Genomic DNA, 12,301 nt, shown 5'->3' on the forward strand with positions numbered 1-12,301 from the left:
GGGGTGGGTGGGGGAGGGTCGGTGGGATGGAGCCACTGCACTGGAAACTCGTCGTCGACTGCGCCGATCCGCACGCCCAGGCCGCGTTCTGGGCGGCCGCCCTCCGGTACGAGGAGGAGGATCACAGCGGGCTCGTCGGGCGGTTGCTCGGCGCCGGGGCCGTACCGGAGGCCGTGACCGTCACCGTGCACGCCGGGGAGCCGGAGGAGCGGCTCGGGTGGCATGACCTCGCCGCCGTGCGGCACCCCGAGGACCCGGTGTCGGAGGAGAACGGGGCCGGGCTCGGCCGGCGGATCCTCTTCCAGCGGGTGCCCGAGGCGAAGACCGTGAAGAACCGGCTGCACCTCGACGTCCACGCCCCGCCCGGCACCCGGGACACCGAGGTGAAGCGGCTTGAGGGGCTGGGCGCGGCGGTGCTGCGGCGGGTGGAGGAGCAGGGCGGTGCGTGGGTGGTGATGACCGACCCCGAGGGGAACGAGTTCTGCGTGCAGTGACCCGCACCCCCGGGGCCGGCCGGCGGCTCACAGGGCCAGGAGCGCGCCCTGGGCCACGTCCGGCACCCCCGGGGCCCGCAGCGGGCGCAGGGCGATCCGCATCAGGGCGAGGGCGTTGTCGTCGCCGGCGATCCGGTTGGCGCTGAGCTCGCCGCAGGACCGGCACTCGTGGACGAGGAGCCACTCCCCGTCGGGCCGGACGGAGACGCCGATCGGCGCCATCCGGCCCCGGCAGTCGGACGCCCGGTCACCGGGGATCCGGCCGTCGACGTGCAGACTGGCCAGACAGGTCGGGCAGTGGTTGCGGTGGGCCGTGCCCGGTGCGGCCGGCGGGACGACGAGCCGGCAGCCGACGCACCGGAAGTCCCGCTCCCGGTGGCCGCTCCGCTGCCCGTGCAGCACGTCCTTGGGCCGCTGGGCGCGGCGCCGGTCGTCGGTGCGCGTACGGCGGGCCACGTCAGAGGTCCCCGAACGCTTCGAGCGGGAACGGCGGCTGGGCCAGCGGCCGTACCGCCATCCGCATCAGGATGAGCCGGTTGTCGTCGTCGGCGACGGGGCTGGAGGTCAGCTCGTCGCAGCGGACGCACCGGTGCACGATCATCCAGTCCCCGGTGCGCAGCACGGCGATGGAGATCGGCGTCATCCGCGCCCGGCAGTCGCTGCCGCCGCCGGCGACGTGGTCGTGGACGTGCCGGGAGTGCAGGCAGGACGGGCAGTGGTTGCGCCGCTGCCCGCCGGCGGCGTGGGCGTGGACAGCGAGTCCGCACCACACGCAGGTGAAGGTGTCGATGGTGATGGTCACCCGGAGGCTCCTTGCTGAGGAAGGTCACTGACAGCAGGAGTCGGCCGAGCGGGCCTCGCGAAGGAGACCGCCTAGGCGGAAGGGGCCTTGGAGTGAGGCGCGCTCGGCGCGGGCCGGGTCATACAGCACCCTCTCTGCGGGCCGGGGGCCCGGGACGTACGCCGGACGGACCGAAGTCCCGTCCGGCGGCGGACGGATCGAAGTCCTTCCCACGGTAGGCACCGCGTCCCGCCCGCCGCCACCAAATATCCCCGGGTCTCCGCTACGGCCGCCGCACCTCGAAGTGGAAGCACCCGTACTCGACGGCCCGTACGTGCACGAGCGCGACCTCCGGGTCCGCGAAGGCTTCGGCGAACGCCTCGTCGAGGCCCGGGAGTTCCACGAGCCGGCCGCCGACGATGCGCCCGTCGGCGCCGTAGCGGCGGACGGTACGCAGCGCCCCCGGCCGCTCGAAGGGGTACGCCTCGGCCGGCTCGGGCCCCGTGCACTCCTCGGCGTGCACGAAGACGGGCCCGACCTCGTCGTACGCCCCCGGCTCGGCGCCCGTGGCGGCCGCCCACCGCCGCAGCGGCGCGTACGAGACGAGCGCGATCCGCTCCCCGGCCCGCGCCAGGCGCAGACAGCACCGCAGGGGCTCACCGCCCTCGGGCGCGACGTACGGGGCACAGGTCCGTCCGGCGTCGTCGACGGTCCGGAGGGCGGCGAGTGCGGCGGGCTCGACGGCCCGCGGCGTGAAGTTCCTCATGCCCCCAGCCTCGACCGGTCCCCCGTCCGGGGCTGGCGGAATCCGGACCTCACGCTCGGGTCGCCCGGGGCCCTCGGCCGGGCTGCGGCGGCGGCCCGCCGGAGGGTCCGCCGCCGTGCTCCGGGCCTCGGGTTCAGCGGAGGGCGAGGGCCACGATCTGGGTGACGGCGTCCGAGGCGAAGTTGTCGTCGCTGACCAGGATCAGGGTGCGCTCTCCGGAGGGGAGGGTCGGGCCCCAGGTCATGCCCTCGGTGTTGTCGACGGCGGAGAGGCCGAGGGTGTGGAAGTCGGCGACGAGCCGCTTCCGCATGGGGACGACGTCCTTGCCGACCAGGGAGTCCACGGCCCGCACGTCGGTGGCGCCGCGGGTGGTGGCGTCGAAGAGGCGGATCTTGTACCCGGAGCCGGCGACCCAGGTGCGTTCGAGGACGAGGTAGCGCTCGGGGTCGTCCGGGAACGCGAGGATCGAGGGGACGCCGGTGTCGGGGCCCCACGGGCTGGTCGGGTCGGACTCGGCGAAGATCTTCTCGATCGGGTACGCGAACTGGCCGAGCACCCGGCCCGCGCGGCTCTGCTGCGTGACGCGGACGAGCGCGCCGCGCGTGGTGTCCGGCACCGGGCCGTCCTGGACCAGCGGGCCCTCGACGGCGCTGGTCACGACCTTGCCGCGGGCGCCGAAGGTGAGCGCCTCGACGGCCTGGTTGCGGCGCGGGCCGCGGTCGGCGGTGATCGTGTGGTTCTCCGGCAGCCGCAGGCTGCCGTGGTGGGTGCCGTCGGGGTCGGAGATCTCGATGGACGGCTGGATCACCGGCTGGCCCTCGACGGCGGGCCGGTCGCCCTCCTGGCCCCACCAGTAGCGGCACTTGACCGGGTCGACGCGGATCTCCTCCGGGTCGACGGCCTTGCCGTCGCCGAGCGCGGGCGACGGGTAGACGGAGCCGTCCGGCTGGAGGAAGGGGCGGGTCCCGGTGAAGTCGACGGAGTGCACGCCGGCGGCGTCGACGTCGAGCTTCGCGGTGTAGAAGCGGGCGGGCTGGAGGAAGGAGCGGTCGTCGCTGATGAAGACGTACTCGCCGGTGCACCGGTCGCGGTCGATGCCGGAGAGGCCGCCGACCGTGGTGCCGCGGAAGTCGAGCTTGTGCGGGACGATCTTCTCGCCGAGCAGGCGGGCCTGCACCGCGCGCTTCGACTCCGCGCCGGGGGCGCCCGGTTGGGGCGCTGCGGCCACGGCGGGGGCGAGCGTGGACGTCAGGAGCAGGGCCGCGGCGCAGGCCCGGCGGATCAGGGAGGCAGTCATGCAAATGATCATGGCGCGGCAACCACCGGCCCCACAGTCACCCAGGAGAGTGGTCCTCCGGACGCCCCGGCCGATCGTCGGACGATCCCTCCGGCGTCCGGTCGTCCGGACGGCCGGACGGCCGGACGGCCGTCCGGCCGGACGCGCGGTCCTACGCGCCGCCGACGGGGGCGATGCGGCGGCGGAGCAGGCAGAACTCGTTGCCCTCCGGGTCGGCCAGGACGTGCCACTCCTCCTCGCCGGTCTGGCCGACGTCCGCCGGCACGGCGCCGAGCGCGAGCAGCCGTTCCAGTTCGGCGTCCTGGTCGCGGTCGGTCGCGCTGACGTCGATGTGCAGCCGCCGACTGCCCTTCCGGGGCTCGTCGTTGGGGCTGAGGACGAGTGTGGGCTGCGGGCCGCCGAAGCCGGTGTCGGGCGGCCCGATCTCGATGCTGCCGTCCTCCTCCCGGTCGAGTTCGACGTAGCCGAGGACGTCGCTCCAGAACGCGGCGAGGCGCTCGGGGTCGGCGCATTCGAGGACCAGCTCACTGATGCGGCATGCCATGCGGACAGGGTACGGAACGGGCCCGGCCGACAAGGGCGTTGTCAGACCCCGGTCCTAGGCTGCGACGTGATCGGAACAGCGAGGAAGGGGCGGGGCGATGGGCGGCGACAGCTGGTGGCAGACGGGGCCGTACGAGAGTGACGTGGCGGTCGCCTTCCGGCGGGCCCAGGAGGCCGAACTGGCCTCGGACGACCGGGGTTTCCCGGGCCGCACGATCGAGGAGCTGTGGCGGAGCGAGGACTGGGCCGAGTTCATCTTCACCGGCGGCACGGCCACCGTCCTGGACCAGATCCGCACGGTGGACCCCACGGAGCCGGAGGACGGCCCGTACATGCGCCCCCTGACGGAGGAGGAGGTCCGCGTCTGGTGCCCGCACGGCCGGCCCACGCGCGCGGAGTGGCAGGCGGCCCTCCGCGCCGACTCCTACCTGGACGACCTCTTCCCCCGCCGCGGCCTCGGCCGGTGCACGGTCCTGTACGAGGACGGCGCACCGGCGGAGATCGGCTACTGGGGCGTGACGGCGGACTGACGGGGGTCCGGGCCTAGGACTTGTCGTCGGTCCGGGAGTCGCGGGTCCGGGAGTCCGCGGCCTGGGAGTCGTGGGTCCGGGAGTCGTGGGTCCGGGAGTCGTGGGTCGCGGAGTCCGCAGCCTGGGAGTCCTCGGGCCCGGAGTCCTCGGACCGGGAGTCCGCGACCTCGGCGAGGAGGCGGGCGAGGGCGCGGGGGCGGGTGGTCATCGGCCAGTGGCCCGAGTCGATGTCCCGGTACGTGAGGTGGCGGGCGCGGGCGAGTTCGGGGCTCTCGCCGGCGGCGATCCACTTCTCGGCCTGGGCGGGGGTGAACTCGGGGCAGACGACCGTGACGGGGACGTCGAAGCGGCGCTCGTCGGTCAGCCGGACGATCCCCTTCGCGACCCCCTCGGGGACGGGGACGGCGGCGGCCTCGAAGCGCTCCCTGGCGGCGGCGTCCAGGTCGGCGGCGTCGGGGCCCTCGAAGGGGGCCCAGCCCGGGAAGGGCACGACGCCGTCCACGGCCGGGAAGAAGTCGGCGTAGGCCCGGCCGTCGGGGGCGGGGAAGCCGCCGACCAGCGCGACTCCGGCCACGCGTCCCGGCCGGGCGTCGGCGGCCAGCCAGGCCAGGCTCGACGCCGCGGAGTGCCCCACCACCAGGGGCTTTCCGGCCTCGGAGTCGACGGCCGCGAGCACGGCGGCCCGCTGGTCCGCGAGCGTCGCGGAGGCGTCGCCGTCGCCCTGTCCGGGGAGGGAGACGGGCACGGGGCGGTGGCCGAGGGCGGTGAGTTCCGGCACGACGTCGTCCCAGGCGGATCCGTCGAGCCAGAGACCGCCGATGAGCAGGATGTCCATGATGCTTCTCCCGTGGGGTGTCGGAGCCGGAACCGGGCCGGGCCGGGCCGGGCCGGGCCGGGCCGGGCCGACGCACGCTAGCGGACGGCTCTGACAACGGGGGTCGGGGAGCAGCGTCCAGGCGTTCAGGCGTCCAGCGCGATCGCGTTCTTGGCGTGCTCGACGGACTCCTCGGAGGCGGGGCCGCCGGGGTTCTCGGTGGCCAGCGCCTGGTTGGCGTCGACGAAGGGCCGCATCCGCCGCTCGTAGCGGGCGAAGGCGGTGCCGTGGTCGCCGCCGTCCTGCGCGAGGCAGTCGGCCAGGACGTAGGCGCCGACCAGGGCCAGGCTGGTGCCCTGCCCGGAGAGCGGGGAGGGGCAGTAGCCGGCGTCCCCGAGCAGGGTGACGCGCCCGCGCGACCACCGGTCCATGCGGACCTGGGCCATGGCGTCGCAGTAGAAGTCGGGGGCGGTGCGGGCGGCCTCGGCGAGCCGCGCGCCCTCCCAGCCCACGGTGGCCAGCTTCTCCACGACGGTACGCCGGAGGGCGTCCGCGGTGCGGAGCTCGGGGGCGAGCGGCCCGGACTCGAAGCCGAAGGCGACCCGCAGCTCGGTGTTGTCGCGTACGGGCATGATGCCGAAGCCCACGCCGTCGTCCTGGAGCCACATCTGCCAGTCCTCCAGGGCGAGGAAGTTCTCCGTGCCGAACACCGAGAGGTAGCTGCCCAGGTGGTGGGAGAAGCGCTCCTCCAGGCCGAAGGCAAGGCGGCGCACGGTGGAGTGGAGGCCGTCGGCCCCGACCACGAGGTCGAAGCGGCGGGACGGGCCGTGCGCGAAGTCGGCGCGGACGCCGGTCTCGTCCTCGTCGAGGCCGGTGAGGCTGTCGCCGAAGAGGTACTCGACGTCGGCGCGGGTGTGTTCGTACGCCATCCGCACCAGGTCCTCGCGCAGCACCTCGATGTCGTCGCTGTCGAGCCGGCCGCTGCTGAAGGTCGACTCGGTGGAGCGGTGGACCTCGTTCCCCTGCGGGTCGAGGACCGACATGCCGCGCATCCGGGTCCGCAGCCCGCGTGCCCGGTCCAGCAGGCCCGTCCGCTCCATGACGTCGAGCGCGACGCCGCGGACGTCGACGGCCTGGCCGCCGGGGCGCGGGGCGGAGGCGCGCTCGACGACGGTGGGCTCGAAGCCGCGGCGGCGCAGCCAGTGGGCGAGGACGGGGCCCGCGATGCCGCCACCGGAGATGAGCACGGTCTTGTTCATGGGGAGCTCCTTCTGTCTCTGCTTCAGCGGTTCGTACGGTGTACGCGTCTGAACGTACGCCGTACGCGCAGGCCGTTCAACAGGCCCAACAGGCGCCCTGTACTAGGTCAGAACGCCGCCTCAGGCCATCGCCGCTGCTACCCTCTGCCCTAGTACAGACGAGAGAGGCGGATGATGTGACGCAGCTCACACGCGGGACGCCGGACGGCCCTCCCTATCTGCGGATCGTCGCCGAGATCCGGCGGCGCATCGCGGACGGGGAACTCGCCCCCGGGGACCGGATCCCCTCGACCCGGCGGATCGCCGAGGAGTGGGGCGTGGCCCTGGCCACGGCCACCAAGGCGCTGACCACCCTCCGTCTGGACGGCCTGGTGGAGGCCCGCCCCCGGATCGGCACCGTCGTGGCCGGCGCGGCCCCCGCCGCCGCGCCTGCGGCGCCCGCCCCCTCCAAGGAGCCCGAGCAGGAGCTGAGCCTCGACCGGATCGTCCGCACCGCCATCGGGATCGCCGACGCCGAGGGCCTCACCGCGCTCTCCATGCGCGGCGTCGCGGCCCGCCTCGGCGTCGCCCCGATGTCGACGTACCGGTACGTGCCGAGCAAGGAGGAGCTCGTCCTCCACATGGCCGACGCCGCCTTCGGCGAGGAGACGTACCCCGCGGACGCCCCCGAGGGCTGGCGCGCCCGCGTCGAGCTGGGCGCGCGGGCGATGTGGCGCCTGTACCGGAAGCACCCGTGGCTGGCGCAGCTCGGCTCCCTCTCCCGCCCGCTGCTCGTCCCGCGCCTCCTCGTCCACGGCGAGTGGATCCTGGCCGCCCTCGACGGCCACGGCCTCGCGCCCACCGAGCTGTTCGACGTCCACGTGCTGATCTACAGCCACGTCCAGGGCCTGGCGGTGCACCTGGAGCGCGAGGCGCACGCGGAGGCGGCCACCGGCCAGTCGGAGGACCAGTGGATGGACAGCCGCGCCTCCGATCTCCAGGCGCTCGCGGAGTCCGGCCGGTTCCCGACCTTCGCCAAGGTGGTGGGCGCCTTCGGGGACGGCTACGACCTGGACCTCGACGCCCTCTTCGAGCGCGGCCTCGCCGCCCTGCTCGACGGCCTCACGCCGCTCGTCGAGGGCCGGCGGGCGTGACGGGCGCGGGTCGGGCACGGTCCTGTGAGATGGGCCTCCACGGAAGCCGGGTGCGCCACCGCCCCGGCACCCCCTAACCTCGGCGGGTCCGCCCGGACTCGGGCGGCGAAACGGAGGAAGGAACGTTCATGCGGGAGCAGAGAGCGGGCGGGCGGCTGAGGATCGCGGCGTGGGTGATGATCCCGCTGGGCCTGGCCTCGGTCCTGGGCGGCATCCTGTACTTCTTCACGGCCCACCGCGGGGTCTCGGTCATGGGCGACTCGATGGACCCCACGCACCCCCGGGGCACGATGGTGCTCGTCACGGACGTCGACGCGGACGACATACGCCGGGGCGACGTCCTCCTCCTCCGGATCCCCGGCCGTTACGGCGGCGCGCCGGTCATCCAGCGGGTGATCGGCAAGGGCGGCGATCGCGTCGCCTCCGACGGCACCCAGGTCACGGTGAACGGCAAGGCCCTCGATGAGCCCTACCTGAAGCAGGACCGGCTGCCCCCGACCCCGTACCCGTTCGAGGCACAGGTCCCTGAGGGCCGCCTGTTCCTGATGGGCGACAACCGGGGCAACGCGAACGACTCCCGCTTCTTCCTCGACGAGCAGGACGGCACCGTCCCGACCGCCGCCGCCCTCGGCCGCGTCAGCGAGGGCTTCCCGTCGGCGGTCCTGACGGCCGGCGCCCTCGGCGCCGCGCTGATCCTGGGCGGCATCGGCACGGGTTACGCGGCGTGGCGCCGGGCCCGGTCCGCGCCGCCCGCCGTGCGGACCGGAGGGCCCGGCCGCTGACGGCGCGCCTCCGGCGCGGGGCGGAGGGCTACGACCCCGGCCGGTCCCGGCAGGAGGTCGGGTCCGCGACGACCGCCTGACAGGCCACGAGGCCCGCGGCGTACTGCATCGGGTTGGACTCGACGGCCACGTCGAGCTGTTGCACGGCGGCGCGCAGCGCGGACCGCGTCGCGTAGGGGTAGCAGTCCCCGTGCTCCCGCACGATGTCGGCCGCCGTCCGGACCTTCATCGGCCCGACCTGGTCGGTGGTGCCCAGCTTCGCCCAGTCGCCGAAGAGGCCCTCGACCGTCTGCCGCACCTCCGCACAGGACGGACCGTCGTCCCGCCCGGCCGTCCGGTCCCCTGCCACGAACCCGCCCCCGGCCACGATCACGGCACCGGCCGCGGCCAGCGCGAACGCCCACCCTCGTCTCATGGGGGCTCACCCTAGGCGCGGCCGTACCGCATCGCCCACCCCTTTACCGACCCGGCGTCTCAGGCCGAGCGCCACGCCCACGCCAGCGCCGCCCCCGGGGTCACGCACGACAGGAACGCCGCCACGCGGACCGGGACGCTCGTCACGTCCCAGCCGAGGACGGTCGGCAGCAGGAGCAGCAGGCCGAGGAGGAGGATGCCGAGGGCGGGGAGATGGACGGCGGGGCTGAACCGCCGTACACCGCGCGGCATTTCGTGCCGGAGCGCCGCCGTCAGGAAGGCCCCCGCGAAGATGACCGGCATGAGGGTGACGATCAGCAGGCGCGTGCCGATCACCCCCACGCCCCACCGGCGGCCGTCCTCCAGGACCGGCGAGTCCGGTCGCGGGTCGCCCGGCGCGTAGTACACGTCGATCCGCGCGCCCGCCGTGGGCGGGTCGTAGCGCGTGTACATCCCGGGCACGGTCACCTCGCGCGGACCGCTGTCGTACGGGAGGCGCAGGACCAGGTCCGTGTGGAAGAACACCGGCTCGTCGGAGGCGTTGTCCCCGCGGACGGGATCGCCCGCGAGCCGGGTGATGGTGACGGAGTACCTTCCGTACCCCGCCGCCTCCAGGCGCTCGGTCTCCCGCCCGTACTCCGGCGACACCATGAAGCCGAGGTCGAAGCAGGCCAGCGTGGCGAGCGGCACCAGCCAGGCGACCACCCACACCAGCCCCCGCCCGCCGGCCGGAGCGAGCCCGACGTGCTCCGGCGCCCGGCGGGAGGCGACGATCCAGGCGCCGACGAAGACCACGGCCAGCGCGGCCAGTCCGGTCTCGACGCCGAGCGGCGGATACGGGCTGACGCCCCACAGGGTGCAGCCGACCGCGGCGGCGGCGCTCAGCAGCGCCCCCCACCCGGTGAACGTGGTCCACCCACTCCGCCGGTACGTCGGCCGCTCCCGCCCCGCCGTCTTCTCCAGCCCCACCATGCCGCCCCCCTCCCCCGCGCGGACACCCGTCCGCGCGCGCGGAGACGCTACTCGGCGGAGCCGTACTCCACGAAGCCGGCCCAGGCGGCCGTAGCCGGCCAAGAGGGGCACCGTTCGGCAGACCGGGAGGCCCTGGCGACAGGGGCGGTCCGCTCGCGCGGGGTCACCCCTCCTGGAGCACCTCCTGGATGAAGTCGCGGGACTCCGCCGGTGTGAGGGCCTGGCCACGGATGATGCCGTGGCGCAGCTCCAGAAGCCGGAGCATCTTGGGGTCGGTCGTCGGACGGCTGCCGTTGAGGTCTTCGGAGCGGCCCGCCGCCGAGCCGTCGGGGAACTTCAGGATGGCGAGGCTTCCCGACAGGCCCGGATGCCGGGCGTTCGCCGTCGGCATCACTTGGATCTCGACGTTCGGCATGTCCCCGACCTCCAGCAGGTGCTCCAGTTGGCGGGCCATGACCGCGCGCCCGCCGATCTGCCGTCGCAGCGCCCACTCCTCCATCACGAAGCTGAACTCCGGTGCCGGGAGCCGGTGCAGCACCCGTTGCCGCCCGATCCGGATGGCCACGTACCGCTCCAGTTCCTCCTGCCGGTACAGCGGACGGTGGGTGCTCATGAGCGCTCGCGCGTATTCCTCGGTCTGCAGCAGACCATGCAGGCAGAAAATCGTGTACATGCGGAAATCGACCGCCTGACCCTCCAGCTTCGACAGGGTCCGCGGCCTCTTCGGGTACCGGACCGCCAGGACGTCCTGTTTCATGGCCGCGATCAGGCCGTTCGCCCCCAGGGCCGCGTCCGCCTTGTCCAGGTACTCGGGACGCGGAATGCGAGCCCCGCGCTCGATCTTGCGGACGATGTCCTCGCCGTACCCGATCAGCCGCCCCAGTTCGGCCGCCCGCATCGCTTTCGTCTCACGCCACGCCTTGAGTTGGCGTCCGACCATGACCACGATCGCTTCGCCTGAGTCGTCACCGGGAGCCAGATTCCAGGTCGGCCCTTCGGGCTTCGCGGCGTCCCATCGCTCGCTCGTTCCGGCGTTCCCGCTTCCGTTCACCGTCGTGTCCACGCGCACCCGCCTCTCTGCCCCGCCCTGGGGACAAGCCGGGACAGCCCGGGACGGCCACTGGACAGTGACCGTACGCAAGAGCTCTTCCGCTGCGCAGCCTAGGCACCGGCCGTCACGCTGGGTCACATGAATCCCGAAACCAGCCAACTCATGGCGACTGCACGCCACTTCACCCTTCAGCTCTCCTCCACGCCCCGAGGCGCGCGGCTGGCCCGGTTGCTCGTCGGTGAGCAGCTGCGTTCCTGGGGGCTGGAGGCGATGTCGGGGCCGGCGGAGCAGGTCGTCGCCGAGCTGGCGAGCAACGCCGTGACGCACGGGCACGTGCCGGGACGGGACTTCCGGGTCCGGACGATCGTCACGGGGGCCGCGCTGCGCATCGAGGTGACGGACACGCGCGGTGACCGCATGCCGGTCGGCGGGGCGCTCCCGGCGGACGGCGAGGGCGGGCGTGGGCTGCAGATCGTCGAGGCGCTGTCGCGGAGTTGGGGCGTGCGGCCGGGACCCTATCCGCAGAAGACGGTCTGGGCCGAACTCCCGCTGCGCTGACGCCTCCACCGCGACGCGGACGGCCGCGACGTGGCGGGCCTCGACGTAAAGACGAGAACGAGGAGAAGACCTACCCCACCCCCACCCACCTCCCCTTCGGCGCCCGTCACTCGCTCGGGTGACTTGGATGAACTGGGCTGGATTTCGGGCGGGTTGCCTGGCATATGCTCACGCCACAACCCCAGACATGCGTCGGCCCCCGGCCGGGACTCGCAATCCCGATCAGGGGCCTGACCACCGAGGAAGGTACGAACTTCCCGATGGCTTCCACGCAGCCTAACCCGCCCCCGCGCGGCTCCGGGCTCATTCACCGGAACGTCCCTCTGACCGCTCACTTCCTGGTCATCAGCAAAGAGCTTCCCCGGTGTCCCGGAATCTCCCTCCTGGCGATCGGGCTCGCCGTCCACCTCCAGTCGCTGCCGCCCGGCGCGAGCGTCGGGATCAAGGCCGTCGCCGCGAGGTTTCCGGAGAGCGAGTTCCGGGTCTCGGCGGCGATGCGGGAACTGGAGGCGCTCGGGTTCCTCCAGCGGATCCGCGAGCGGCTGCCGAACGGGCGGATCGTCTCGCGCACGATCTCGTACAACCGGCCGAGGGCTGACCTCGGAGTCGTACGGAGGACGCCTCCGCCGCCTGTGGCGGCACCGGCCACCGCGCCGGAGGTGCCGCACCCGGTGATGGCGGCGCCGGGCGCCACCGTCCCCGTATCGGACGCTGCCCGGGAACCCGACCCGGACCCCGACGACGACCCGGAGCCCGACCCGGGGCCGGGGTCGGGGCCTGGAGGGTCGGGGCCTGGGAACGCACCTGGGCCACGGACCGCCCCCTGCCCGTCGCCCGGTACCGCCCCCGATCCTCGCCCCGCCCCGGGCCCGTCGCCCGATGCCGCCGCCGACGCATCCCCCTACCC

General features: G+C 74.0%; 14 protein-coding genes and 2 pseudogenes. 6 read left to right on the forward strand and 10 right to left on the reverse strand.

The window, feature by feature from the left end:
- The first annotated feature begins 26 nt into the window (after nt 1-26).
- Complete coding sequence (locus IF73_RS0135995) at nt 27-494, forward strand: VOC family protein (protein WP_031015473.1); 468 nt, start codon at nt 27-29, stop codon at nt 492-494.
- A gap of 27 nt (nt 495-521) precedes the next feature.
- On the opposite strand, the gene IF73_RS0136000 is transcribed toward IF73_RS0135995, so the two are convergent.
- From IF73_RS0136000 to IF73_RS0136020, 5 genes are all read right to left on the reverse strand, one after another.
- Nucleotides 522-950: an RNHCP domain-containing protein gene (locus tag IF73_RS0136000; protein WP_031015475.1), complete on the reverse strand. Its 429-nt coding sequence runs from the start codon at nt 948-950 to the stop codon at nt 522-524.
- A 1-nt stretch (nt 951) separates the two neighbouring features.
- The gene (locus IF73_RS0136005; RefSeq protein ID WP_031015478.1) at nt 952-1,296 is read right to left on the reverse strand and encodes an RNHCP domain-containing protein; all 345 of its coding nucleotides are present in this window, start codon (nt 1,294-1,296) and stop codon (nt 952-954) included.
- Between the two features lie 262 nt (nt 1,297-1,558).
- Nucleotides 1,559-2,041 (reverse strand): DUF1203 domain-containing protein, encoded by a 483-nt coding sequence (locus tag IF73_RS0136010; protein WP_031015481.1) that lies wholly within the window; start codon nt 2,039-2,041, stop codon nt 1,559-1,561.
- A gap of 133 nt (nt 2,042-2,174) precedes the next feature.
- On the reverse strand, nt 2,175-3,338 hold the full coding sequence (locus tag IF73_RS0136015; RefSeq protein WP_234338447.1) for an esterase-like activity of phytase family protein: 1,164 nt from the start codon (nt 3,336-3,338) through the stop codon (nt 2,175-2,177).
- Nucleotides 3,339-3,489: 151 nt separating this feature from the next.
- Nucleotides 3,490-3,882: a VOC family protein gene (locus IF73_RS0136020; RefSeq protein ID WP_031015484.1), complete on the reverse strand. Its 393-nt coding sequence runs from the start codon at nt 3,880-3,882 to the stop codon at nt 3,490-3,492.
- A 97-nt stretch (nt 3,883-3,979) separates the two neighbouring features.
- On the opposite strand from IF73_RS0136020, the gene IF73_RS0136025 reads away from it, so the two are divergent.
- Nucleotides 3,980-4,411 carry a hypothetical protein gene (locus IF73_RS0136025; RefSeq protein WP_031015486.1) on the forward strand — a complete coding sequence of 144 codons (432 nt, stop codon included), beginning with the start codon at nt 3,980-3,982 and terminating at the stop codon, nt 4,409-4,411.
- A gap of 157 nt (nt 4,412-4,568) precedes the next feature.
- Here IF73_RS0136025 and IF73_RS0136030 read toward each other — a convergent pair.
- Nucleotides 4,569-5,246, reverse strand: a pseudogene (locus tag IF73_RS0136030) (alpha/beta fold hydrolase); the annotation flags it as partial.
- 125 nt (nt 5,247-5,371) lie between these two features.
- The gene (locus IF73_RS0136035; RefSeq protein ID WP_031015490.1) at nt 5,372-6,484 is read right to left on the reverse strand and encodes an FAD-dependent monooxygenase; all 1,113 of its coding nucleotides are present in this window, start codon (nt 6,482-6,484) and stop codon (nt 5,372-5,374) included.
- A 176-nt stretch (nt 6,485-6,660) separates the two neighbouring features.
- Here IF73_RS0136035 and IF73_RS0136040 point away from each other — a divergent pair, with 176 nt between their 5' ends.
- Both IF73_RS0136040 and lepB read left to right on the forward strand, forming a co-directional pair.
- Nucleotides 6,661-7,617 (forward strand): TetR/AcrR family transcriptional regulator C-terminal domain-containing protein, encoded by a 957-nt coding sequence (locus IF73_RS0136040; RefSeq protein ID WP_031015492.1) that lies wholly within the window; start codon nt 6,661-6,663, stop codon nt 7,615-7,617.
- 128 nt (nt 7,618-7,745) lie between these two features.
- A complete protein-coding gene (gene lepB / locus IF73_RS0136045) occupies nt 7,746-8,399 on the forward strand; it encodes a signal peptidase I (RefSeq protein ID WP_037881626.1) in 654 nt (217 codons plus the stop codon).
- Between the two features lie 28 nt (nt 8,400-8,427).
- On the opposite strand, the gene IF73_RS0136050 is transcribed toward lepB, so the two are convergent.
- The 3 genes from IF73_RS0136050 to IF73_RS0136060 form a co-directional block, all read right to left on the reverse strand.
- Nucleotides 8,428-8,814: a hypothetical protein gene (locus IF73_RS0136050; protein WP_158822251.1), complete on the reverse strand. Its 387-nt coding sequence runs from the start codon at nt 8,812-8,814 to the stop codon at nt 8,428-8,430.
- A gap of 59 nt (nt 8,815-8,873) precedes the next feature.
- On the reverse strand, nt 8,874-9,785 hold the full coding sequence (locus IF73_RS0136055) for a hypothetical protein (RefSeq protein ID WP_031015498.1): 912 nt from the start codon (nt 9,783-9,785) through the stop codon (nt 8,874-8,876).
- A gap of 163 nt (nt 9,786-9,948) precedes the next feature.
- Entirely contained in the window at nt 9,949-10,854 is a 906-nt protein-coding gene (locus IF73_RS0136060; protein WP_078868440.1) for a helix-turn-helix domain-containing protein, read from the reverse strand.
- 120 nt (nt 10,855-10,974) lie between these two features.
- On the opposite strand from IF73_RS0136060, the gene IF73_RS0136065 reads away from it, so the two are divergent.
- A complete protein-coding gene (locus IF73_RS0136065) occupies nt 10,975-11,394 on the forward strand; it encodes an ATP-binding protein (RefSeq protein WP_031015502.1) in 420 nt (139 codons plus the stop codon).
- Nucleotides 11,395-11,654: 260 nt separating this feature from the next.
- Nucleotides 11,655-12,301: pseudogene (locus IF73_RS42405) on the forward strand (hypothetical protein); the annotation flags it as partial.

The sequence above is a fragment of the Streptomyces sp. NRRL F-5727 genome, assembly GCF_000719555.1.
GTDB lineage: Bacteria > Actinomycetota > Actinomycetes > Streptomycetales > Streptomycetaceae > Streptomyces.

Coding starts and splice junctions, on each gene's coding strand:
- IF73_RS0136050 (WP_158822251.1), bottom strand. CDS start 8,814: ATGAGACGAGGGTGGGCGTTCGCGCTGGCCGCGGCCGGTGCCGTGATC.
- IF73_RS0136020 (WP_031015484.1), bottom strand. CDS start 3,882: ATGGCATGCCGCATCAGTGAGCTGGTCCTCGAATGCGCCGACCCCGAG.
- IF73_RS0136010 (WP_031015481.1), bottom strand. CDS start 2,041: ATGAGGAACTTCACGCCGCGGGCCGTCGAGCCCGCCGCACTCGCCGCC.
- IF73_RS0136015 (WP_234338447.1), bottom strand. CDS start 3,338: ATGACTGCCTCCCTGATCCGCCGGGCCTGCGCCGCGGCCCTGCTCCTG.
- IF73_RS0136035 (WP_031015490.1), bottom strand. CDS start 6,484: ATGAACAAGACCGTGCTCATCTCCGGTGGCGGCATCGCGGGCCCCGTC.
- IF73_RS0135995 (WP_031015473.1), top strand. CDS start 27: ATGGAGCCACTGCACTGGAAACTCGTCGTCGACTGCGCCGATCCGCAC.
- lepB (WP_037881626.1), top strand. CDS start 7,746: ATGCGGGAGCAGAGAGCGGGCGGGCGGCTGAGGATCGCGGCGTGGGTG.
- IF73_RS0136025 (WP_031015486.1), top strand. CDS start 3,980: ATGGGCGGCGACAGCTGGTGGCAGACGGGGCCGTACGAGAGTGACGTG.
- IF73_RS0136065 (WP_031015502.1), top strand. CDS start 10,975: ATGAATCCCGAAACCAGCCAACTCATGGCGACTGCACGCCACTTCACC.
- IF73_RS0136055 (WP_031015498.1), bottom strand. CDS start 9,785: ATGGTGGGGCTGGAGAAGACGGCGGGGCGGGAGCGGCCGACGTACCGG.